The following is a 23,105-nucleotide window of genomic DNA, read 5'->3' as shown; positions in this document are numbered from 1 at the left end:
CGACGTGCCTGGGGTTCTGACGTGTCTGACGTTCCTGAGGGGGAGTCGCGATGACTGTTGCCGGGTCCGAGGTGGCCGACTCACGGCCCCAAGTCCGCGCTGCGGTCGGGGCGTTGAAGGGCGGCTGGGAGGCGGGGGTGGCGGTTTTCCGCGGCATCCCGTTCGCCGAGCCCCCGGTCGGCGCGTTGCGGTTCGCCGCGCCGCGGCCCGTGCGGGGATGGAGCGGGGTTCGGGAGGCGTTCTCGTACGGTTCGCCGCCCCCGCAGGGCGGCCACTTCGGCATGGACGCGCTGGCGCAGGACACGGGCGACCACGACTGGCTGACGGTCAATGTCTGGTCGCCGGAATCCAGCCCGGGCGCGGGGCTGCCGGTGATGGTGTGGGTCCATGGCGGCGCGTACACGATCGGCATGTCCGGCCTCCCGGAGTACGACGGTGGCCGGCTCGCCCGGGACGGCGGTGTCGTCGTGGTGACGTTCAACTACCGCGTGGGACTTGAGGGTTTCGCGCAGATCGAGGGTGCTCCCGCCAATCGGGGCCTGCTGGACCAGGTCGCCGTGCTGGAGTGGGTGCGCGACAACATCGAGGCCTTCGGCGGGGACCCGGGCCGGGTCACGGTCTTCGGCCAGTCGGCGGGCGGGGGATCGATCGCCGCGCTCCTCGCGATGGACCGTACGGCCGGGCTCGTCCACCGGGCCGTCGTGCAGAGCGCACCGGGCACGTTCTTCTCGCCCGAGCTCGCCGCGGACATCACGGCTGCCTGCGCCGCCGAGCTGGGGCTGCGGCCCACGGTGGCCGACCTGGCCGGTGTGGCCCCGGATCGCCTGTCCGCCGCCGGTGACGCGGTCGCCGCGAAGATCGACCGGTGGACGCACCGCTGGGGCCGGCCCGCGCGCCGGTCGATCCTCTTCGCGCCGGTCGTCGACGGCGACGTCCTGGACGCTACGCCGTGGCAGGCCCTGGCCGACGGAGCGCGCCGGGACCTCGGCCTTCTGGTCGGCCACACCCGGGAGGAGCAGCGCCTGTTCACCGCGCTCGACGGCCTGCTCGGCCAGGTGACCGAGGAGCAGGCCGCGACCGCCCTGTGTACCTTCGCCCCGGGCCCGGACGGCGAGCGCCGCTACCGGGAGGCATTCCCGACGGCGGGTCCGGACGAGTTGTACGAACTGGTCCACTCCGACTGGCTGTTCCGCATGCCCACCCTCCACCTCGCCGAGTCCCAGGTCGCCGCCGGAGGCCGGGTGCACGTCTACGAGTTGACCTGGCCCGCACCGGGCATGGGCGCCGCCTTCGGCGCGTGCCACGGCTTGGACGTACCCCTGGTCTTCGGCAACCTGGACCGCGGCCGGCCGGCGCTCCTGATCGGTGCCGAGCCGTCCCCGGAGGCGGAGGCCCTGTCCGCCCGCATGCGTACGGCATGGACATCGTTCGCCGCCTGCGGCGACCCCGGCTGGCCCGCGTACGACACCCACCAACGCCGAGTCCAGCTCTTCGACGCCCGGCCCGCTGTCGCCGCGTACCCGGAGGACTCCTCCCGCCTGATCTGGCAGAACCACACGTTTCCGGTGCTGCCGCTGATCGGCGAGTAGCTACGACCGACCCGGCGTCCGCTTCCTGGCATGATCACGGCGTGACTGATGAGCATGTGCGGCAGCCCGGCGGCGGGAAGTGTGTCCTATTCGACGTCGACGGCACGTTGATCGATGCCGTGGAGAACCAGCGCGGGGTGTGGGCGGCATGGGCGGCGCGGTACGGGCGGGACCCCGAAGAGACCTACCGGGTGGCGCTGCGGACCAGGCCGATGGAGACCTTCGCGGAAGTCGTGCCGGACCGGGACCCGCGGGAGTGTCTGGCCGCGTTGCACGCGCTGGAGGACGACGATGTACGGTCAGGGGTCTACTCGGCGTTCGACGGTGCGCGGGAGTTGCTGACCGGTTTGGCGCCGGGGGCCTGGGGGTTGGTGACCTCCAACTATGAGCACCGGGTGCGGGGGCGCTTTGCCCGCGCCGGGCTGCCCGTGCCGAGTGTCATCGTGGACGCGGCTGCCGTGGCCGAGGGCAAGCCGTCGCCTGCGCCGTACTTGCTGGCCGCCGAACTGCTAGGGGCCGAACCCGCGGACTGCCTGGTCGTCGAGGACGCCCCGTCGGGTGTGGCGGCGGGACTGCGGGCCGGCATGCAGGTGTGGGGCGTCAACGCCGCGGTTCCGGTGGCGGGCGTACACCGGCACTTCGCGACGCTGAACGAAGGTGTCCCGGAGATCCTGGCCTTCGTCTCTGCCACGACACGATCGTCAGGCGCTGGGGCCACGCCTAAAGCGGCGGGACCATCTTGAAGTAGCGCTCCAGGAGGGCGGCATCGCCCCGGACCTCCAAGCCGTCGGAGGGGATGCGGTGCCACAGGAACAGCATCAACTCCGATGCTGTGGCGGTCAGTTCGACGTCACAGCATCCGGCGCCCTCGTTCAGCAGAACGCCCTCGGGATCCATCTGCACCACCCAGAGGCCGGAGCCGTCGGACTGCCGGAACCGGAGCCGTTCGCCCTGGCCCGCCGGTGCGTTCTGGCGGGTGCGGCGGGCGGGAGCCATGACCTGGAAGGTGTGGCTCACGGCGTCGGCGGCGAGCTGCCGGTCCACGGGCTGGGCCGTACCCAGGGCGTGCTCGATGTCCCAGCGGTGGACGGCCGCCTCGATGGCCTGCATGCGCCGCCAGAACCCCACGGACCGCTCGTCCGACCAGGACCACACCCGCTCGGCGGGATCGCGTTCGGCGAAGAGTGCCGCCAGGCGGGAGGCCCCGTCGTGGAACCAGTCGAGGAGCCCGGCGGGCAACGGGCCGCGATTCGGGGCGAGTTGAGGATCGGGCCAGCCCGCCATGTCCGGGGGCAGGGACAGGTAGGTGAAGTCGTCGTCCTTCGGACGATCGATCAGCCCCTCGCTGATCACGTGGCTCACATAGCGGTGCACGGCGCCCAGATGAAACACGAGATCGGCCACCGACCAGGCCGGGCACGAGGGCACCAGCGCCACCCCGCCGCTGCCCGCCTCCCACGACGCCGCGCGGGCCGCGCCCTCGAACGCCTCGACCTCGCGACGGAACTGGGCAACGTAGTCCATGGCTTCGGCACTCCTGACGTGACGCTGTTCGTAGGTGTGGCTAACCTATCCGCCCATAGGGCGAGTTGGAGGATTTCCTGGCAGGTGCCGTCCTCCCGGTGGAGGCGCGGGCGGCCGACCCGGTGCAGCACCGGGATCGTCTTTTCCGCAATCCGCGCCTCGGCTCCTCAGCGGAGCATGGACGCGCTCAGCCGGAACACGTCTGTGAGACGCCCCCGCCCATCAGAACTCAAGTCGAGGACGAGGGCATCCTCAGTCACCGCACCGGCGTGCCCGCACCGTCCGCGGGGCTCACCAGGTCACCGGGATCTCCGCCGGCATGATGGCCATGCGGTTCGGGTGCCAGGGGACCTTCGCCGGTGGTACGGCCAGGCGGAGGGCGGGCAGGTGGTCGAGGAGGGTGCGGAAGGCCACGTCGGACTGGCGGCGGACCAGATGGGCGCCGGGGCAGTGGTGGCGGCCGTAGCCGAAGCGGAGATGTGGGTTGGGGGAACGGGTGGGGTCGAACTCTTCGGGGGCGAAGAACGCGGCCGGGTCGTAGTTCACCGCGTCCAGGGAGAGCAGGATCATCTCGCCCTCCTTCACCTCGGCGGAGCCGAGCCGCGCGTCCCGTGTGACGAAGCGCGGGATCGCGTTGCCCAGGACCACGCTGCAGCGCAGCAGCTCCTCCACGCACTGAGGCATCGTTTCCGGGCGGGCTCGTAACGCGTCCATGACCTCGGGGCGCTGGAGCAGGTTGAAGGCCGCCACGCCCAGGAAGCTCGCGAAGTCCTCGTACCCGCTGACGAAGAGGACGGATACGATGTTTGATAGCTGATGGTCAGTCAAACCTGGCTGTGCGGTGTTGAGATCAGCCAGGCGGTCTGCCAGGCCGCGCGGTGCGCCGGGGCTGCGAGTGGACATGTGCTCGTGCATGTACACGCGGATCTCCTCCCAGTTGCGGGCGAGTTCCTCGTGGGTGGGTGTGACCATGGTCAGGTCCAGGTCGGCTCGTACCGCGAGCCAGGCGTGGTCCTCGAAGGGCAGGCCGAGCAGCCGGCACATGCATTGCCCGGCGACCCACTCCGCGAAGTGGTGCTGCAAGTCGCCCGGGCCGCCCTCGCGGACCATCGCCTCCAGGCCCTCGCGGGTCACGCCTTCGACCCAGTCGGCGGGCAGCGCGGGCTGGTCGCGGCCGAGGGCCTTGAGCACCTCGTCGCGCAGCCCGGCCTGCTGCAGGTGGTTCATGGCGTCGAGCAGTTCGGGCGCCATGATCGGAGCGTCCTGCGCCGGGCTGTCGGCCTGGCCCAGTACGGAGCGGTCGAAGGCGCGGTCGCGCAGCACGTGCTGGGCCAGCTCGTAGCCGGTGACCAGCCATGCCTCGTCGCCGGAGTTGGTGCTGACCCGCGCCACGGGGCAGCGGCTCTGGAGCTCGGCGAGCTCGGGGGCCAGCCGGTCGCCCCGGGTGCTGAAGGGGTAGTGAGGGAGGGGATCCCCGGTCGGGGATCCCTCGGAGGTGCGTGCTTGGGGGGTGGTCATGGGGTGCGGGCCTTTCTCCTGGGGTGCGTACGGGTACGAGGGCGTGGTCACCAGCGCACGGGCAGCACGGCCGGCGCGCGCAGCGGGGTGGACTCGTCCCAGGGGATGGTCCGCGCGGGCACGGCCAGCTCGATCCCGGGGAGCCGTTCCAGCAACACCTCGATGGCGACGGCGAGTTGCAGACGGGTCAGGTGTCCGCCCATGCAGGAGTGCGGGCCGTGCCCGAAGGCGACGTGCGCGTTGGGGGTGCGGGCAAGGTCGAGGCGGTCGGCGTCGACGAACTGCTCCGGGTCGCGGTTGGCGGACGCGGGCACCGGGACGACCGCGTCACCGGCGCGGATCCGCTGCCCGTGCAGGGTGAAGTCCTCCGTCGCGACAAGGATGTTGATGGCGTTCATCAGAGGCACGTACCGCAGCAGCTCCTCCACGGCAGTGCCGATCCCCTCGGGCGTCTCGCGCAGCCTGCGAAGTTCATCGGGACGGGTGAGCAGCGCGAGCAGCGCGTTGCCGGTGTGCTGGATGTTGGTCTTGTAGCCCGCCATGAGCATGGTGACGACGAAGCTGACGACGTCGTCCCGGTTCAGCCGGCCCCCCGGGCGGAGTGCTTCTGCCAGGAGCAGCCCGATGTAGTCCTCGCCCTCGCCGTCCTTCTCCCGGCGGGAGATGAGGTCGTCGGCGTAGTCCTGCAGGGCGTACAGCGCCGCGAGCACCTCCTCCATCGAGAGCCCGGACGCCCCCAGGAGCGCGAGGGTGTGCGGAAGGTAGATCTCGCGGTCCTCGTACGGCAGGCCGACGGTCTCGCACAGCACGCGCAGCGGCAGTGGCTCGGCGTAGGAGGCGACGAGATCGGCCGCCTCGCCGTCCGCTGTCCCGGCCACCATCGCGTCGACGAGTTCCCCGGCCATCGCCCGGATCCGGGGCCGCATGAACTCCAGTCGTCGTCGGCCGAACATCGGCAGGACGGCGCGGCGCACGCGTTCGTGGTGCTCGCCGGTCATCTCCAGGAAGGTCGGCAGGGCGGGCGGCGGGGCGTCGGCCCCTTCGCGGAGCGGCCAGGCCGAAAGGAGCGGCCGGACGAGCCTCGGGTCGGCGAACGCGGCACGCACGTCCTCGTAGCGGCTGATCAGCCAGCCGGTCTCGCCGTTGGGTAACTGCGCCTGGACAACGGGCTGTTCGGCGCGCAGCCGGGCGTACGCACAGGGCGGTCCCGCCGTACCGGGTTCGACTTCCGGGACCGGGACGAGGGCTTCGGGGCGGCTCACGCGGCGTGCTCCGATCCCACCGCGGCGGTGCGCGGCGTGCCGTGGCCGAGCGGGTGTGCGGGCCGCGCGATGTAGCCGGAGGCGAAGAAAAACTCCAGGTAGCGGTCGAGCAGCGCGGCATCGACCGGCGGGCAGTGCAGCCCGCTGCCGGCCAGCGCTCGATCGGCGTTGCTCCGCCCCAGGACCGGGAAGGTGCCCTTGAGGTACATCTCCTTGACGGACATGTCGGCGTTGCGGCTGCGGTCCACGCACAGGGACACGAACGGCGCCGTGGCGCTGGCGGGGTTCTCGGCGACGTACCGCACCAGCTCGCCGACCCACTGGGCGTACGGCAGCGTCCGCACGGCAACACCCGCCGCGCGCATCCGCTCCAGGACGTCCGACAGCATCGCCGGGCGGGGGTTGGTGAGGTGGTAGACCCGGCCGTCGGCCCGCTGGTGGGTGGCGATGTGCACCACCGACTCGGCGAGGTGGTCGACGGGGACGAAGTCCATCGGCAGCTCGATGCCGGGAGCCAGACCCGTTTCGGCGATCGTCTTGAACAGCGAACAGATCGCCGTCTCGGTGTTGCACGCGCCGTGCACCCGGTCGCCCGTCACCTCGTACGGCCGGTACACGGCCACCGGCAACCCCTGTTCTGCCGCGCTCCGCAACACCCCTTCGGCTACCCACTTGCTCTCCGCGTAGCCCATGGTGAGCCCGTCGGCGTGGGCCGGCGGCAGGTCCTCGGCCACCTCGCGGACCCCGGCGGTGCCGAACCCGGCGACGACGGCGACGGTCGAGACGAAGTGCACGGGTACGCGACGGGGCGCCGCGATGCGGATGACCTCCCGGGTTCCGTCGACGTTCGCCGGGCGCAACTGCTCGTACGGATAAAGGAAGTTGACCCGCGCGCCGTTGTGCACGACAAGGTCGAGGCGGCGGGCCAGCTCGGCGGTGTGTGTGGTCGAAAGACCCAGTCCGGGCTGCGCCAGGTCCCCGGGGAAGCACTCCACGCGCCGCCACTCGGCCTCGTCGAGGCGCAGCCCGTAGCGGGCGAGCGTGGTGCGCACCCGCTGCTCGGCGTGTGCCGGGTTCGTCGCCCGTACGGGGCAGTGGACGCGGGCGGCCGTCGAGCGCAGCAGCCGGTGCAACAGGAACGCGCCGACGAACCCCGAAGCCCCGGTGAGCAGGACGTCCCTGGGGTCCTGCGGGCGCGGGTCCGGGCCCTCGGCGGGTGGCAGGGCGAAGCCGAGCTCGGTCTCCCGTACGAAGTCGACGACCGGCTCCGGCCCGGCCGCCCGGCCGAACCCGCCCCGGACGTCGCGCACGGCGGCAGTGAAGCCCTCCAGCGTGGGGGCGGCCAGGAGCGCCCTGATCAGGGTCGAGCCGAGGGCGGCGTCGAGGTTGAGCACGGCCAGGGCGCGGGTGACGACCTCCGAGGCGAGCAAGGAGTCGCCGCCGAGCAGGAAGAAGTCGTCTTGGGGCAGCGGACGTACGCGCAGCACCTGCTGCCACACCTCGGTGAGGACGTCGAGCAGCCCCTCGATCTTCGGCCCGTCCTCCGTGCCGCTGCCGTTCGGCGGTGTGGGTGACTTCAGACGGGTGCGGTCGATCTTGCCGCCGCTGGTCACCGGGAAGCGGTCCATGGGGACGAGGGCGGGGACGGCCTGTGCGGGCAGCCACTGGGCGCAGTACGCGCGAAGGGCGGCCAGCGGCAGGGGACGGCCGGGTCGGGAGGCGGTTACGTAGGCGGTGAGGGTGCCGGAGCCGGCCTCGACGACGGCCTCGCCTATCTCGGGGTGGGCCCGTAATCGGGCCTCGACCTCGTCGAGTTCGATGCGCGCGCCGCGCAGCTTCACCTGGCGGTCGAGGCGGCCGCGGTACTCAAGGAGCCCGTCGGCGGTCAGCACGGCCCGGTCGCCGGTCCGGTACAGAAGGCCGCCCGGTTCGACGGCGGGCAGCGCGACGAACCGCTGGGCGGTGAGCCGTGGGTCGCCGAGGTAGCCGAGGGCAAGGCCGTCCCCGCCGACGTACAACTCGCCCTCCTCGCCGGGCTTCGCGACCGAGCCGTCCAGCCGCAGGACATGGCAGGTGGAGGCGCCGAAGGGGCGGCCGAGGGGGACGCTCGCGGCATCCTCGGGAAGGGGGCTCAGCACGTGCGCGGTGGAGACCACGGCGTTCTCGGTCGGGCCGTAGAAGTTGACCACCGTCGTGTCGGGGCAGGCCGCGAGGACGGCGTTCGCGAGGCGCGGGTCCATCGCCTCCCCGCCCGCGGAGACGAAGCGCAGCGAGGCCAGCGCCTCGGGGCGGGTCCGGGCGACCAGGTGGAACACGCTCGTCGTCAGATAGGCCACGGTGACGTCGGCGGCGTGGAAGAGCCGTTCCAGCGCGGCGGGGGAGAGCAGTTCCTCCCGGTCGGCCAGGACCAGGCAGGCGCCGGTGAGCAGGGCGCCCCATATCTCGATGGTCGAGGCGTCGGAGGACAGGCCGTACGCGTGCAGCACCCCGTCCCCCGGTCCGGGCGGGGGCAGTTGGGGCTCGGAGAGGACCAGGCGCACCACGCCGCGATGAGGTACGGCGACCGGCTTGGGGCGGCCCGTCGTGCCGGAGGTGAAGGCCACGTAGGCGCAGTCCGTCGCGGAGCCGGTCCGTGTGAGGGCGGCCGGCCGGGTGAGGTGGTCGGTGGCGTGGCCGAGCGGACCGACCTCGACCGACGCGCGTAGACCGCGGACGCGGCGCGTACTGCCGGGCAGCGTGACGGCGGCACTGAGCCCCGCGTCCTCGGCCATCGCCCGCAGCCGGGCCGGCGGCAGGTCCTCGTCGAGCGGCACGTACGCGCAGCCCGCCTTCAGGATGCCGAGCAGCGCCACCAGCGCCTCAAGGGAGCGGCTGCCGCACACGCCTATCAGCTCACCGGGCCGGATGCCGTGCGCGGTGAGGCGCGCCGCCAAGTCATTGGCGTGGGCGTCGAGTTGACCGTACGTCACGACGCGTTCCCCGTGCCGTGCCGCCGGTGCGTCCGGCCGGGCCGCGGCCTGCGCCTCGAACAGCTCCGGGATGACGCTGTCCCGCGGATAGCCGGGCACGGGTGTGCCGACGGCGGGGCGCGGAGGAACGGACAACGGGCGTGACGAGGCTAACGGAACATCGGTGTGGTTCATCAAGTCCTTCTCGCTTGTACGGCTTTCGTGCGCCGGGCCTGCGCGGCCGGCGCGGGAATGTCGGGACGGGAGGCGCTCAGCCGGTGTTGTCGCGCGTGCCTTCCTCGGCGAAGTCCGCCGCGAACGCGGCGAAGTCGGCGCTGCGCCAGCGTTCCGGGCGCATGCGGAAGAGGACGTCGTCCTTGAGCTGCGCCGAGGTGGCCAGCAGATACGCGTGCGCCTCCGCGGGATCCAGGTACCGATGGGCCAGTGCCTCGCGCACGGCCGGCGGTATCGGGTCCTCGATCGCCGTGACCGGCCCCTCGACGCTGACGTACCGGTACGGCCGCTTCTCGTCCTGCACGCAGAGGCTGAAGCGCCCGGCGGTGCGCAGGAGGCGTGACTTGATGTTCTCCCGGTTCGTGCCGACGACTACCTCGCCCCCGGGCTCGTAGCCGTACCACACCGGCACGATCAGGGGTGCGCGGTCGCCGCCCCGGGAGTCGGTGATGCCGAGCACGCCGACGAGTGGCTCGGCGAGGAATCGCTCGCGGTCCTGACGTGGCATGGAAGGCAGCATGTGTCGGGCTCCTGTCTCGATGACTTGGCCGAGGGATTGGCCGAGGTGACGCTGTTGTGGGCGTCACCGCGTTGAGCAATCTTGAGAACGAGTGATCACTCCCCGGCGAAATAGCCAATAAACTTGCGCTTTAGGCAGTTTTGAGCCGGTTTCCGCCGTGCTTTGTCCGGTTCTGGGGGCGTCCGGGTGCGGGACGTGAAAAGCCCAGGCTGGCGCGGGGCGCGGGGCGCGGGGCGCGGGGCGCGGGGCGCGGGGCGCGGGGCGCCGCGTTCGAGATCGAGTCGCTCGACGTGGCCGCCGGCACCGAAGTGGCCTTCGCCCACGCCCTGCCCCCAGGTCAGGGCCGCGTCGGCAGGACCCGTACCTCCGCGTCGGGGAGCTTCGTCCACCAGTGGTTGTAGCGGCTGTACGGTGCCGGATCGCGGTCGGCGAGGAGGGCGGTCAGGGACTCGGCCTCCGCCGCGAGGGCGTCCCACGTGGTGGGGGAGAGGGGGTGGAAGGCCGTGGCTTCGATGCCGGCGTCCACCGGGCGCCACACTCCGGCCACGTACCCGTCCACAAGCAGGGTGGGCAGCACGTCGCCGTTGTTGCGGATGACGGCGGGGCGGTAGGCCGGGGGGATCACTCGGCTGCGGTCGGCGTAGGCGAGCAGGATGCTGTCCCACATCGCCATGAGGCGGGGCGGGGCGGGGGTGTCCGAGGGGGGCCGGGAGGCATCCGGCAGGTCGAACAGCGTGACGCCGCCGGGGCCTTGGAACTCCACGACGGCACCCGTCAGGGCGCGCAGGGCCTCGCGTACCGCTGCCCGTCGCACCGTCGCGAACTGCGCCACGTCCGCCACCGAAGCGGGCCCGAACCCCGCCAAGTAGCGCAGGATCAGGGTCCGCAGGGTCTCCGGGTCAGCCGTCCGGCCGGTGGGCGCAGGCGCCTTCCCGGCCGCGACGAAGAACGACCGGGTGCCGAACGACCACGGCGGGCCCGACGGAGCGTGGTGCAGCGGCGCGTACGCCTTCAGCCCCCACCAGCCCCCTCCCGCCTTCTCACTGCCCAGCCGCTCCTCGACCCACGCCCGCATCTCGGCCATGCTCCGCGGCCGGTCCGCGAACGCAAGCAGCTCCGGCACCAGCGCTTCGGCATCCGCGGGCGTCAGCCCCGCGGCGGCGAAGCGGTACCCGAGCCGGGAGCTGTACAGCGTCGGCTGCATCGCCCCGCGGAAGACCTCGTAATCCTCGGCGAGCACCGCGTGCAGGGTGATCCGCATCAGGGTCGCCCGCACCACAGAGCGCCGCGCGAAGGCTTCGTCGAGCTCAGCAGGGTCGAAGCCGACGAGCCGGTTCCACAGCGCGAGGTACGGGGAGGCCGGGTGCTGCGCCTGAAGCGCCACCACGCGCCGCACGCCGTCCGGGACGGTCAGCGGCTCGCGCGCCAGCAGCAACTGCCGACTCAGACCGGCCCGGTTGAGCTCGCGCTCGGTGATCTCCATGGTCGGCGATTCTGCCGTGGCCCGTCCCGCGACCGCCAGCATCGGCGGCGACGTGCGGTGCGGTCGCCCTGGAGCCGGCGCAGCACGGCGGTCCGCTCAGGGCGGGGTTGCTTCGCAGCGCACAGCGGCCGGTGGCAGCTGCGCCGCCAGCCCCATGCGTCACCTAATGGCTGATCGTTCAATGGCTGGTCGTTCAGAATCCGAGGGATCCCAGGAGGCCGGTGACCGGGGATACGAGGTCGTGGCCGAACTGCGTGATCTTCGTGGCGACCTTGGACCCGCCCAGCGCGCCGATCCACTTGGACTGACCGACCTTCCGCTTGGCGGCGGCGCCGAGCCCGCGACCGGTTCGGCCAGTCGCTGGCCATGGTCACCTACCGTCCCTCGGGCGCGGCCACCGCCAACGAGTCGATCCCGGCGGTCGGTTCGCCCGGCGAGGACCTGGACATCGACGGCGCCGGCAAGGCGGACACTGGCATGGTGCAGACATTCCGGCTCACCTCCACCGGCACGTTCAGCCAGCTCAACACCTACTACTCCGGCACCGCCACCGATACCACCTACCAGCCCGGCCAGGGAGGCCTGCCGGCCACCGGCGGCCGCTTCGGCTACGTGGCTCGCTGATGATCCGTCAACTAACCGTTAGTCCCGGGAGTTCCGGAATGACAGAGCAAGAGAGGGCCTCCCCGGCACCGCACCTGTGGCGCCGGGGAGGCACTGTTGTCGCGGGCTCTGCCACACTCGGCCAGGTGGCGTCGCAGGGCGAAAATCGATACCCGGGCGCTGCGATCATGGAGCGGATACCGATGTGCGCAGCCCGGAAGGAACCACTCGCGATGCCCGTACCTGCCGACCCGACGGTCCTTCATCCGATGCCGGGGCAGCCGCGCGTGGTGCTGCTCAAGGCGCTGGTGAAGTCTCCACTGATCGAGGTCGGGGAGTACTCCTACTACGACGATCCGGACGATGCGACCGCCTTCGAGACGCGCAACGTGCTCTACCACTACGGGCCGGAGAAGCTGGTCATCGGGAAGTTCTGCGCGCTGGGCACGGGGGTGCGGTTCATCATGAACGGGGCCAACCACCGCATGGACGGCCCCTCGACCTTCCCCTTCCCCACCATGGGCGGCTCCTGGGCCGAGCACTTCGACCTGCTCACCGGCCTGCCGAACCGGGGGGACACCGTCGTCGGCAACGATGTCTGGTTCGGACACGCCACGACGGTCATGCCGGGCGTACGGATCGGCCACGGCGCGATCATCGGCTCCGGCGCCGTGGTCACCACGGACGTACCCGACTTCGGCATCGTCGGCGGCAACCCGGCCCGCCTCATCCGCACCCGCCACAGCGAGCAGGACATCGCCCGGCTGCTTGCCGTGGCCTGGTGGGACTGGCCCGCGGAGCACATCACCGAGCACGTACGGACGATCATGTCGGGGAGCGTCGCCGAGCTGGAAGCCGCTGCCCCCGAAAGCCCCAGTGGCCGGGGGCGGTGAAGAGGTGCGCCCCTGCTTCACCACCCCCGTCCTCGATCAGCGGCGCGGGCTCACGGTCATGCGGATGTCATCGGCCGCCCACAGCACGAACCGCTCGATCGGCGTCACGTCATGTCCGGGCACGGGCCGGAACCGGAAGCGCTTGAGCAGGACGGCGAGGACCAGCTGGGCCTCGACCACGGCCAGGGCGGCGCCCTCGCAGCTGCGCGGCCCGAGCCCGAAGGGGATGTACGCCAGCCTCGGACGCTTGGCCACCTCCTGCGGAGTGAACCGCTCGGGCACGAACTTTTCGGGCTCGGGCCAGTGGTCCGGGTTCATGTGCACGGCCCAGAACGGATAGAAGACCGTCGCCCCGGCCGGGATCTCGTACTCGCCCAGGACGATGGCCTCGGTCGTCTCCCGCGCACCGTAGGGACCGGGCGGATAGAGCCGCATGGACTCCTTGAGGACCATGTCCAGATAGGTGAGCCGCCGAAGGTCGGCGTACTCGGGCGCCGCACGGTCACCGAGTACGCGCTCCAGCTCATCGGCGACGCGGTCGGCCACCTCGGGATGGCCGCCCAGCAGATGCAGGGTCCAGGAGACGGCAACGCCGGTGGTGTGGTGCGCGGCGAGGAGCGACATCATGACGGTGTCGCGGATCCGCGCGGGCCGCTCACCCGCCTCGACGAGCGCCCCGATCAGATCGCTCCTTTCCATGCCGCCGCCGGATTTGTGCGCCGCGACGATGCGGTCGACTGTCGCGCGCAGATAGGTGAGGGCCTCCGCCGCCCGCTCGGCACCTTCCTCCCCGACGCCCGGGGCCGGTACCTCGTAGAGGCGCCCCAGGTATTCGGTGAGCACTTCCTCGAACGCGGCGATGACGGCGTCCGGGTCCTCGACGTCGCCTCCCAGCGCGTACTCGCAGATCATCCGCAGCGTCAGCGCGGTGAGGTCCTTCTGCAATGCGGCCGGCTCGCGGTCGGCCCGCTCGGCCCAGCCGTCCGCGAGCGCTGTCGTCAGCTCGGTGAACCGCGTGAAGTGCCGCTCGTGAGAGGGGCGTCCGGCCAGTACGGACAGCAGCAGGCGCCGCAGGGGAGTGTGCTCGTCGGTCGGCAGCACCTGCAGGTTCCCCGCCTCGAACAGCGGGGCCAGGAACTCGAAGAGCCGCTCCGGCCGCTTGTCGATGTGAGCCGTGGCTTCCAGCAGTACGGGATCGGCGACCGACACGGCCGTGTGTGCACCCGGAAGCTGGAACCGCACGACGGGCCCGTACTCGGCGTGCAGCCACCGCTGGTAGTTGTGCAGTCCGCCTGCCGCCGCGATGGCGCCGACCCCGTCGTCCGTACGGGGCTCGGGACCGGGGATGTTCATGGCCGCTCCTCATGGTTGTCGGACATGTCCATGAGCATCCGCGATGCACGCGTGGTCCACCAGGGCACCTGCCCGGTCCAGTCCGGGCCGTCGTAGTCCGGCCGGTCCATGTCACGTGTGGCGTCATGTCACCCCAGGGCCGGGGCTGTTGGCGAGCCAGGACCATTCGGACCACGTGCTGAACCCGGTTTGCCACTTGTGGTGGACCCCGTCGCGGCCGGCGCCGAACACCTCGATCCGGCCGTCCGCGTTGGTCGTGGCCGCGATCTCGGTGCCGCCACCGCCGAACGCGGCCCAGTCGCCGTAGCGGGCGTTGACTCCGGTCTGCCAGGTGTGCATGGCCACGTCGCCGTTGATGGCGAACACCTCGACCCGTCCGTCGGGGGTGCGGTCGCTGGTCAACTGGGAGTTCGCGGGACCGGCCGCGGGCTCCCACTCCGACCAACTGGCGCTCCCCGTCTGGTACCTGTGGAACACGCCCACCGGTCCGGAGGCGAACACCTCAAGGCGCCCATCGGCGTTGTGATTGACCGTCAGATCACGCCCCGGGCCGCCGAACCCCTCCCACGCCGACCAGCCGCCGTTGACAGCGGTCTGGTACTGGTGCTGGAAGACGTTGTCATTGAGCGCGAAGACCTCAAGCCGGCCGTCGGGCGCCTTCTCCATCTCGATGCGGCCGGCGCTCGGTCCGCCGCCTGTCGACTCCCATGCGGACCAGCCGCTGTTGGGAGCGGTCTGGTACGTGTGGAACACCCCCGAGGGGCCGGAGGCGAACACCTCCAACCGTCCATCGGCGTTGGCGCCGGCGGTGACGTGACTCCCGCCGGTGCCGAAGCCCTCCCAGCCCGACCAGCCGCCGGACGGAGACGTCTGGTAGCGGTGCTGGAGTACGTCGCCGTTGAGCGCGAACACCTCCAGGCGCCCGTCGGCGTTGGGCGCGACCGCGAGTTCCGCGTTGCCCGGCCCGCCCAGCGCCTCCCACTCCGACCAGGCGCCGTTCACCTGCGACTGCCACGCGTGATGCACCCCGTCGGCCCCGGCGGCGAACGCTTCGAGCCGCCCGTCGGCCGAGCGCGTCGAGACCAGCCGCCCCGACTCGACCGGATACACCAACGGCGCGGGCCTGGGCCCGCCGCCAGGGGTGCACGGCAGTCCCACGCCGCGCTCCGCGAGGTAGGGGAGCGGATCGATGCCACGGATGTCGGTCGAGGTGCCGACGCGCACCCGCAGATGGAGGTGCGGGCCACTGGACTCGCCCTCGCTGCCCATGAGCGCGATGCGCTGCCCGGCCGCTACGTGGTCACCGACGAAGACGTCCCGCTGGTACATGTGCCCGTACTCGGTCACCGTGCCGTCCGGATGCAGGATGCGGATCCACTGGCCGTAGCCCTGTGCCGGGCCGGAGTTGATGACCTCGCCGTCGCCGACGGCGTAGATCGGTGTCCCGTAGTCGCCGGCTATGTCGATGCCGTCGTGGGCGTCGCTGTAGCGCTGCGACACGAAGCCGGTCGTGGGGCACGATCCGGCGAATCCGGCGGCCTGGGCGGCCGCCGGCGGCGCGGTCACCAGCGACGGCAGTACGGCGGCGGCCGCGGCGAGCGCGAAGCGCAGCGCGCGCCGGGAAAGACCGTGAAGCACCTGGCGCTCCTCCCCTTGGGATCCCGGTGAGATCAAGTCGGGTGGACGGTAGCCCAGCGCGCCCGTCGGGGGCACCCGGAACGCTACGGACTGACAAACGGCGAGGAGGGGACATCCGCCGACTCCCCGGGCCGGAAGCCGACGCAGGCCATGGCGAAACCCCTTCGGAACCATGTCGGATCGGCATGAAACGACCCGGCTCGGAGCGTACTGAATCGGCCAGATCGCAGGAGCTGACCAATGGTCAGGATGTGTAACGTTCGACCTGAGTGAGGTTCGATGACGCGGGGGCGAGGAGGGGGCAGTGAGCGGGGTAGTGATCTATGTGCCGCGGGCGCGCGCGGAGGCCGCAGGTGAGCCGTCCGGTGACGCCGTGACACTGCGGCTGGGACCGGGCGAGGTGGCACGCTTCGGGCGGGGCTCCGCGACGACCCCGGTCGAGCTCCGCCTCGACGACGAGGCGATCTCCCGGCTCGCGGGGGAGATCCGGGTGACGGACGACCACTGGCAGCTCAGCAACCTCAGCACGACGCAGAGCTATCTCGTCGAGAACCCGGAGGGGGCCGGGGAGTATCTGCGGGTACCGCCGCGGCGGGCCGGAGCGCCCATCCCCTTCGAGTTCTCGCGGGTCGTGCTGCCCACCCGCCGCAACACCACCGTCGCCTTCCAGGTGTTCGCGCCCGACCACGTCTACCTCGACCCGGACGGCCTGGGCGGCCAATGGGGGAGCCGCACCGTCACGGCGTACTCCCTGGACGAGACGGCCCTCTACTTCCTGATCCTCGTCGCGCTCTGCGAACCACGGCTGCGCGACGAGTCGCCCGTAGCGGTGCCGACCACGCCCCAGATCGTCGAACGGCTCAAGGGGCACCCCGCGTGCGCCCGGCTCACGGCCCGGGCGGTCAGCTCGCACATCGACTACCTCGCCGACGAGAAGATGCGGATCAGCGCACCGGCCGAGTCCGGGCCCCGCAGGGAGGCCCGCCGCAACGGCAAACGGGAGACGATCGTCGGGCTCGTGCTGCGCTTCGGGCTCGTACGGGAGGAACACCTCGCGCTGCTGCCGCCCCGCACCGGGGCCGGCGCGCAGGAGCGGGGGACGGCGGGATGAGACGGCGACCCGCACACCGTGACGGCCGGCGAAGGAGAGGGGGCCACGGTGCACCGTCCGGCCGACACCTCGGGAAGTGACCGTACGGAACTCCTCCCGCCCGGGTACCGCGTGGGCCGCTGGGAGGTCACCGAGGCGATCGGCGCCGGAGGCTGGGCGACCGTCCACGCGGGAAGGTCGGTCGAGGACGCCGCTACGGAGCAGGAGGCCGTCGCGCTCAAGGTGCTGCCGACCGCCGGGCTCGCACCGCGCCAGGCCCGCAAGGTGGCCGAAACCGCCCGGCGCGAGGTCGAGTTCGGCCGTCGGTCCTCGCACCCGAGGCTGATCCGCCTCCTGGACACCGTCGTACTCAGCGAACCCGACCATCCGATCCTCGACGGCGCGATCGTGCTGGTCATGGAGCGGGCCGAGCGCAGTCTGCGGGAGCTGCTCGACACCGGCGTGAGCGAGAGGGAAGGCGCCCGGCTCATCACCCAGATCTGTGAGGGCCTCGCGCATCTGCACCGCAGCGGATGGGTGCACGGCGACCTCAAACCGGACAACATCCTGCTCATGGCGGACGGTTCGGTGAAGCTCTCGGACTTCGGGCTCGTCACCGAGCTGACCGGCACCCACGGCACCCACGGGTACGCGCCCCCGATGGGCACCTTCGACTACCTTCCGCCCGAGCGCTGGAAGGCTCCGCTCGGCGAGCAGGGCGTCGAAGTCCGGCCGAGCGCCGACATCTGGGCCCTCGGCATCACGATCCACGAGCTGTTCGCCCGCGGCGCCTCGCCGTTCCCCGGCGCCACCCCGATGGCGCGCGGCGCGGCGACACAGGAATATGCCGACGGGCGGGCGCCGCTGCGCCTGGACGGCGCGGTGCCGCCGTTCTGGCGCGCGCTGGCCGCCGACTGCCTGGCTCCTACGCACCCCGCCCGCGCCGAGCACCCCGCCGAGAGCCTGCTCACGCGCATCACCGACCGGCAGCCCACCGAGACGGACGCTGCTGTGCCGTCCGAGCTGCCCGCGGAACGCCGACGGGGACGTAGACGGGCCGCGTTCGCCACGCTCGCGGTGTGCGCGCTGGCCGCCACGATCTGGCCGCACCTGCAGCGCGACGACGCCGGGTCCGGCGCCACGAACGCCGAACCGCCCGGCCGGATCAGGGTGTTCAACGCCGACCAGAGCTGCCGGGGCCGTACCGACCGGGACCCGCAGTGCAGCCTCGGCCTGGCGATCGACCCGATGCGGCCCTACACCGTCGACAACGTCGTACCGACCCGGGTGTGGCACGGCGACGAACTCGCCGTCGACTGCCGGCTCGCCCAGGGCATGCAGATCATCGACGAGGCGGACACGCACTCCGCCGACTGGTACCGCGTCCGGCTGCCGCAAGGTTCGGGCCGGCCCACGGCCTGGCTGCCCGCCGTCCGCACCAAGGACCGCCCTTCCGTCCCCGACTGCCCGGCTCCCAGCCCCGTCCGGTGAGGGGAGCCCGGCGACCCACCGGGATCCCCCACCGCAACGGGCGTCCGATGCCCGCCCCCGTACGTCGCCACGGTCAATCACCTTGTCCAGCAAGGTAGTTGGGCCGTGACTGTGGGGCACCGGCGCACGGCTTGAGTCCATCGCGGATCCTCGCGCATGTCACTCCGGATCGTTCCGGATGCCGGACCGCGCGCCCCCACGGCTACCTTGCGGACCGTTGGCCCCCGGACCGCGCCCACCCCTCACCCGTCCGCGACCTCACCCGACCCACGACTCACAACCACGACCCTCACTCGATCGACGAAGGAGCAGCCACGTGCATGGTTCAACCGCGCGGCGCGCGAGACTCGGAACAGCGATGCTGCTGGTCGCGACCGCCGTTTCCACGCTGGCCGGACCGGCCAGGGCACAGGGCGTCAAGGACGTGCCCGGCCCCCTCGGGCACGCCGCGACGGCCGAGTTGTACTGCGGCATCCCCGCCGAGCGGGACATCGCGGTGACCCGCAAGGTGTACGAGGTCGGCCAGCGCCGCGGCGTGTCCGACAAGGTGATGCTCGCCGGCTTCGAGACGGGCTGGGTCGAGTCCCGCATGAACAACCTCAACTGTGGGGACCGGGACTCGCTCGGAGTCTTCCAGCAGCGGCCCTCACAGGGGTGGTGCAACCCCGACCAGTGCCTCGACGTCGACTACGCGGCGAACAAGTTCTTCGAAGTGGCCCAGCAGATGGAGCCCAACTGGGACACCGCGGGAGAGCTCGCCCAAGCCGTCCAGCGCTCCGCCTACCCCGAGCGCTACCCCCAAGCGGAGGGCTACGCGAGGGAGTTGATGGGCGAGGCGTTCCGGCCGTACGGCACCATCGGGGCGAAGTACGCGGGGCTCGGCGGCCCGAACGGACCGCTCGGCCTGCCGCTGCGCGCGGAGGAGGACGCCCGGCTCGGCGGACGCTTCCAGCTCTTCCAGAACGGAGTCGTCATCTGGCACCCCGACTCCGCCTTCGCGATCTACGGGGACATCCTCAAGAAGTACTGGGACACCGACTCCGAGCAGCGCTGGGGCTTCCCGACGATGGACGAGGCGGACGGAGCGCAGGCGCCGGACGGGACCCGGGGCCGCTACCAGTTCTTCGAGCGAGGCCTGTTCATGTGGTCGCAGCCGACCGGCGCGCACACCGTGCAGGGCGCCATCTACGACGCCTTCCACGCCGCGGGTCACGAGCAGGCACTCGGCTACCCCATGACCGACGAGGTCGACGAGGCGGGCGGCAAGGCCCAGCGGTTCCAGAAGGTCACCATCCACTGGAACGCGAGCCGGGGCACCTGGACCACCAACAACTGACGTGGCCACGGCCGCACTTACCCGTCATTCACCGATCAGGAGGATCTGTTGAGCGAGCAGCACCGCCCCAGCCGCAGGAACGTTCTCAAGGCCGTCGGCGGAGCCTCCGCCGCGCTGGCGCTCGGCGCCGGGACCGTCCTTTCGGCGGCGTCGTCGGCCAGCGCGGCCGACGACGGCTTCGGGCTGCGCATCCTGGAGCGCGGCGAGGGCGACCCCCGCATGTGGTACTACCGGTTCCAGACCGCCGAGATCGGCTGGAACCCCGCCGTCAACGTCCTGCTCCCGGACGACTACCACACCAGCGGCCGCACCTACCCCGTCCTCTACCTGCTGCACGGCGGCGGTGACGGCCAGGACTTCATCACGTTCGACCGCCTGGGCATCCGTGCCTGGACGGCGGGCAAGCCGGTCATCGTGGTGATGCCCGACGGCGGACACGCGGGCTGGTACTCCAACCCGGTCAGCTCGACCGTCGGCCCGCGCAACTGGGAGAGCTTCCACATCAACCAGCTCATCCCGTGGATCGACGCCAACTTCCGGACGTATGCGGAGTACGACGGCCGTGCCGTGTCCGGGTTCTCGATGGGCGGCTTCGGCGCGCTGAAGTACGCGGCCAAGTACTGGGGTCACTTCGCCTCGGTGAGCTCCCACTCCGGCCCGGCCAGCCTGCGCGGCAACGCGGCCGGGATCCCCGGCGGGGTCGTGCACTGGGCCAACGCGTCGTCCGCCGCCATCGAGCTGGGCGGCGGCACCGTCTACGGCATCCCGTGGGACCAGAACCGGGTCAGCATGGACAACCCGTGCGAGCGGGTCGAGAGCTACCGCAACAAGCGGATCTTCATGGTGGCCGGCACCAGCCCCGAGCCGACCTTCTGGGACCGGTTCAACGAGACCGCGGTGCTCGAAACCCAGCGGGAGTGGCGCGGCTTCCTGGACCGGGCGGGCATCCCGCACGAGTGGTACGAGGTGCCCGGCGGCCACTTCGTCCGCCCCGACCTGTTCATCCGCGACCTCGACGGCATCGTGGGCAGGCTCCGCAAGGCGTAGTGACACGGGCGGCGGCATGCGGGCCGTCGCGTCACTGCCACAGGCACCGTCCAGGTGAGCCGTGTCTCACCTGGGCGGTGCCGCTTGTCTATGCAACGAGTTGCATAGAAGGATTCGGGCATGGCGCTTGAGCACGCGATCCTCGTCTCGCTGTTGGAGAAGCCGGGCTCCGGTTATGAACTGGCCCGGCGCTTCGACCGGTCCATCGGCTACTTCTGGGCCGCCACGCACCAGCAGATCTACCGCATCCTCAAGCGCATGGAGAACGACGGCTGGATCGACGCCCGCGAGGTGGCGCAACAGAGCCGGCCGGACAAGAAGGAGTACTCCGTCGCCGCGCCCGGCCGGGCCGCGCTCTCCCGATGGCTGCACGAGCCGATCGAACCCGAGAGCGTCCGGCACGAGCTCGCCGTGAAGATCCGCGGTGCGGCCTTCGACGACCCGGCCGCGCTGCTGGCCGAGGTGGCGCGGCACCGCCAGGCGCACGCCGACCGGCTCGCGCACTATCTCGCGGGGGAGCGTCGCGACTTCACGGGACCGGGCGCGCCCGACACACCCGACGCCGGGCAGGAGCTCCAGCACGTCGTGCTGCGCGGCGGCATCGCGTACGAACGCATGACGCTCGCCTGGCTCGACGACGTGATCGCCACCCTCCACCGGCTCGGCCCAGAGCGCTGAACCGGTGCCGCAACCCGCCCACACGCAGGGCACGTTCTCAGTGCCCCAACTCCCCGATCCGGAAAGGCGAATGGCCATGGCCGACGCGCTGCTGTTCAACCCGCGCACCTATGACCCGACCCACTTCGACCCCGAGACCCGCAGGCTGCTGCGCGCGACCGTCGACTGGTTCGAGCAGCGCGGCAAGCGCCGGCTGATCGAGGACTACCGCTCGCGCGCCTGGCTGGCGGACTTCCTCGCGTTCTCCGCCAAGGAAGGGCTGTTCGCGACGTTCCTCACCCCGGCTTCCGCCGCCGGTCAGGGCGAGGGGGACAAGCGCTGGGACACCGCGCGGATCGCCGCCCTCAACGAGATCTTCGGGTTCTACGGCCTCGACTACTGGTACGCCTGGCAGGTCACCATCCTGGGCCTCGGCCCGGTCTGGCAGAGCGACAACGCCGCGGCGCGCGCCCGCGCCGCCGAACTCCTCGACCAGGGAGAGGTGTTCGCGTTCGGCCTGTCCGAGAAGACCCACGGCGCGGACATCTACTCCACCGACATGCTCCTGGAGCCGGACGGCGACGGCGGGTTCCGGGCGACCGGCTCCAAGTACTACATCGGCAACGGCAACGCCGCCGGCCTCGTCTCGGTGTTCGGCCGCCGTACTGACGTCGAGGGCCCCGACGGCTACGTCTTCTTCGCCGCCGACAGCCGCCACGAGGCCTACCACCTGGTGAAGAACGTCGTCGACTCCTCGAAGTACGTCAGCGAGTTCCGCCTGGAGAACTACCCGGTCGGCGCCGAGGACGTCCTGCACACCGGCCGCGCCGCCTTCGACGCCGCCCTGAACACCGTCAACGTCGGCAAGTTCAACCTGTGCACCGCCTCGATCGGCATCTGCGAACACGCGATGTACGAGGCCGTCACCCACGCCCACCAGCGCATCCTCTACGGCCGCCCCGTCACCGCCTTCCCGCACGTGCGGCGCGAGCTGGCCGACGCCTACGTCCGCCTCGTCGGCATGAAGCTGTTCAGCGACCGTGCCGTCGACTACTTCCGCACGGCGGGACCCGACGACCGCCGCTACCTCCTCTTCAACCCGATGACGAAGATGAAGGTGACCACCGAGGGCGAGAAGGTCATCGACCTGATGTGGGACGTCATCGCCGCCAAGGGCTTCGAGAAGGACAACTACTTCGCCCAGGCGGCCGTCGAGATCCGCGGCCTGCCCAAGCTGGAGGGCACGGTCCACGTCAACCTCGCCCTGATCCTGAAGTTCATGGGCAACCACCTCCTGAAGCCGGCCGAGTACGCGCCCGTGCCGACCCGCCTCGACGCGGCCGACGACACCTTCCTCTTCCAGCAGGGACCGGCCCGGGGCCTCGGCGCCATCCGCTTCCACGACTGGCGCACCGCCTTCGACGCGTACGCCGAGGTGGCGAACGTCGCCCGCTTCCGCGAACAGGCCGACGCGCTCTGCGAGTTCGTCACCACGGCCGCCCCCGACGAGGAGCAGAGCCGCGACCTCGACCTGCTGCTCGCCGTCGGCCAGCTCTTCGCGCTGGTCGTGCACGGCCAGCTGATCCTGGAGCAGGCGCGCCTGACGGGCCTGGAACAGGACGTGCTCGACGAGCTCTTCGCCGTCCTGGTACGCGACTTCTCCGCGCACGCCGTCGAGCTGCACGGCAAGGACTCCGCGACCGAGGCACAGCAGAACTGGGCGCTGGGCGCGGTGCGGCGTCCGGTCGTCGACGAGGCCCGCTCGGCCCGCGTCTGGGAACGCGTGGAGGCGCTGGCGGGCGCGTACGAGATGGCGCCGTAGCGGCTGTCGCCAGGGCCGTTCACGCGGCCCGGCAGACGTGGCGTGCTTTCAGGCCCTCGGTCCGTGGTTTCGGGCCGGGGGCCTGTCGCGCCGGCCC

18 protein-coding genes are annotated in these 23,105 nt (G+C 71.4%); 10 read left to right on the top strand and 8 right to left on the bottom strand.

What is annotated here, in order from left to right; translation table 11 throughout:
- Positions 1-50 precede the first annotated feature (50 nt).
- Positions 51-1,589, top strand: a complete 1,539-nt coding sequence (locus ADK54_RS38525; RefSeq protein ID WP_053730480.1) for a carboxylesterase/lipase family protein — start codon at positions 51-53, stop codon at positions 1,587-1,589.
- 41 nt (positions 1,590-1,630) lie between these two features.
- Positions 1,631-2,332, top strand: a complete 702-nt coding sequence (locus ADK54_RS38520) for an HAD family hydrolase (protein ID WP_053730479.1) — start codon at positions 1,631-1,633, stop codon at positions 2,330-2,332.
- Here the strand turns inward: ADK54_RS38520 and ADK54_RS38515 are convergent.
- The 6 genes from ADK54_RS38515 to ADK54_RS38490 form a co-directional block, all read right to left on the bottom strand.
- The gene (locus ADK54_RS38515) at positions 2,310-3,113 is read right to left on the bottom strand and encodes a maleylpyruvate isomerase family mycothiol-dependent enzyme (protein WP_053730478.1); all 804 of its coding nucleotides are present in this window, start codon (positions 3,111-3,113) and stop codon (positions 2,310-2,312) included. The two genes, ADK54_RS38520 and ADK54_RS38515, sit on opposite strands and share 23 nt — an antisense overlap.
- 291 nt (positions 3,114-3,404) lie before the next feature.
- The gene (locus ADK54_RS38510; RefSeq protein ID WP_053730477.1) at positions 3,405-4,631 is read right to left on the bottom strand and encodes a cytochrome P450; all 1,227 of its coding nucleotides are present in this window, start codon (positions 4,629-4,631) and stop codon (positions 3,405-3,407) included.
- A gap of 47 nt (positions 4,632-4,678) precedes the next feature.
- Positions 4,679-5,893, bottom strand: coding sequence for a cytochrome P450 family protein (locus ADK54_RS38505; protein ID WP_053730476.1), 1,215 nt, complete (start codon positions 5,891-5,893; stop codon positions 4,679-4,681).
- Entirely contained in the window at positions 5,890-8,997 is a 3,108-nt protein-coding gene (locus tag ADK54_RS38500) for an amino acid adenylation domain-containing protein (protein ID WP_234392383.1), read from the bottom strand. Before ADK54_RS38500 ends, ADK54_RS38505 begins: the two co-directional genes overlap by 4 nt.
- Before the next feature lie 115 nt (positions 8,998-9,112).
- Positions 9,113-9,583, bottom strand: coding sequence for a pyridoxamine 5'-phosphate oxidase family protein (locus ADK54_RS38495; RefSeq protein WP_234392382.1), 471 nt, complete (start codon positions 9,581-9,583; stop codon positions 9,113-9,115).
- Between the two features lie 349 nt (positions 9,584-9,932).
- Positions 9,933-11,078 carry a winged helix DNA-binding domain-containing protein gene (locus ADK54_RS38490; protein ID WP_053730473.1) on the bottom strand — a complete coding sequence of 382 codons (1,146 nt, stop codon included), beginning with the start codon at positions 11,076-11,078 and terminating at the stop codon, positions 9,933-9,935.
- Positions 11,079-11,444: 366 nt separating this feature from the next.
- Between ADK54_RS38490 and ADK54_RS38485 the strand changes: the two genes are divergently transcribed.
- Positions 11,445-11,702, top strand: a complete 258-nt coding sequence (locus tag ADK54_RS38485; RefSeq protein ID WP_053730472.1) for a hypothetical protein — start codon at positions 11,445-11,447, stop codon at positions 11,700-11,702.
- Positions 11,703-11,914: 212 nt separating this feature from the next.
- Positions 11,915-12,574: a CatB-related O-acetyltransferase gene (locus tag ADK54_RS38480; RefSeq protein WP_053730471.1), complete on the top strand. Its 660-nt coding sequence runs from the start codon at positions 11,915-11,917 to the stop codon at positions 12,572-12,574.
- Between the two features lie 36 nt (positions 12,575-12,610).
- Here the strand turns inward: ADK54_RS38480 and ADK54_RS38475 are convergent, their stop codons facing one another.
- Complete coding sequence (locus ADK54_RS38475; RefSeq protein WP_053730470.1) at positions 12,611-13,927, bottom strand: cytochrome P450; 1,317 nt, start codon at positions 13,925-13,927, stop codon at positions 12,611-12,613.
- A gap of 123 nt (positions 13,928-14,050) precedes the next feature.
- A complete protein-coding gene (locus ADK54_RS38470; protein WP_053730469.1) occupies positions 14,051-15,565 on the bottom strand; it encodes a peptidoglycan DD-metalloendopeptidase family protein in 1,515 nt (504 codons plus the stop codon).
- A 304-nt stretch (positions 15,566-15,869) separates the two neighbouring features.
- Here ADK54_RS38470 and ADK54_RS38465 point away from each other — a divergent pair, with 304 nt between their 5' ends.
- The 6 genes from ADK54_RS38465 to ADK54_RS38440 all read left to right on the top strand — a co-directional run bounded on the left by ADK54_RS38465 (position 15,870) and on the right by ADK54_RS38440 (position 23,008).
- The gene (locus tag ADK54_RS38465) at positions 15,870-16,676 is read left to right on the top strand and encodes a serine/threonine protein kinase (protein WP_199827132.1); all 807 of its coding nucleotides are present in this window, start codon (positions 15,870-15,872) and stop codon (positions 16,674-16,676) included.
- 48 nt (positions 16,677-16,724) lie between these two features.
- A complete protein-coding gene (locus ADK54_RS38460; RefSeq protein WP_053730468.1) occupies positions 16,725-18,146 on the top strand; it encodes a serine/threonine-protein kinase in 1,422 nt (473 codons plus the stop codon).
- A gap of 316 nt (positions 18,147-18,462) precedes the next feature.
- The gene (locus ADK54_RS38455; RefSeq protein WP_234392381.1) at positions 18,463-19,482 is read left to right on the top strand and encodes an LGFP repeat-containing protein; all 1,020 of its coding nucleotides are present in this window, start codon (positions 18,463-18,465) and stop codon (positions 19,480-19,482) included.
- Between the two features lie 48 nt (positions 19,483-19,530).
- Positions 19,531-20,529 (top strand): alpha/beta hydrolase, encoded by a 999-nt coding sequence (locus tag ADK54_RS38450; protein ID WP_053730466.1) that lies wholly within the window; start codon positions 19,531-19,533, stop codon positions 20,527-20,529.
- Between the two features lie 120 nt (positions 20,530-20,649).
- The gene (locus ADK54_RS38445) at positions 20,650-21,207 is read left to right on the top strand and encodes a PadR family transcriptional regulator (protein ID WP_053730465.1); all 558 of its coding nucleotides are present in this window, start codon (positions 20,650-20,652) and stop codon (positions 21,205-21,207) included.
- A 76-nt stretch (positions 21,208-21,283) separates the two neighbouring features.
- On the top strand, positions 21,284-23,008 hold the full coding sequence (locus ADK54_RS38440; RefSeq protein WP_053730572.1) for an acyl-CoA dehydrogenase family protein: 1,725 nt from the start codon (positions 21,284-21,286) through the stop codon (positions 23,006-23,008).
- The last annotated feature ends 97 nt before the right edge of the window (positions 23,009-23,105 follow it).

It is taken from the genome of Streptomyces sp. WM6378, from assembly GCF_001279695.1.
Lineage (GTDB): Bacteria > Actinomycetota > Actinomycetes > Streptomycetales > Streptomycetaceae > Streptomyces.
The sequence above is the reverse complement of the archived record's forward strand: the minus strand, read 5'-3'. Positions and strand labels throughout refer to the sequence as shown.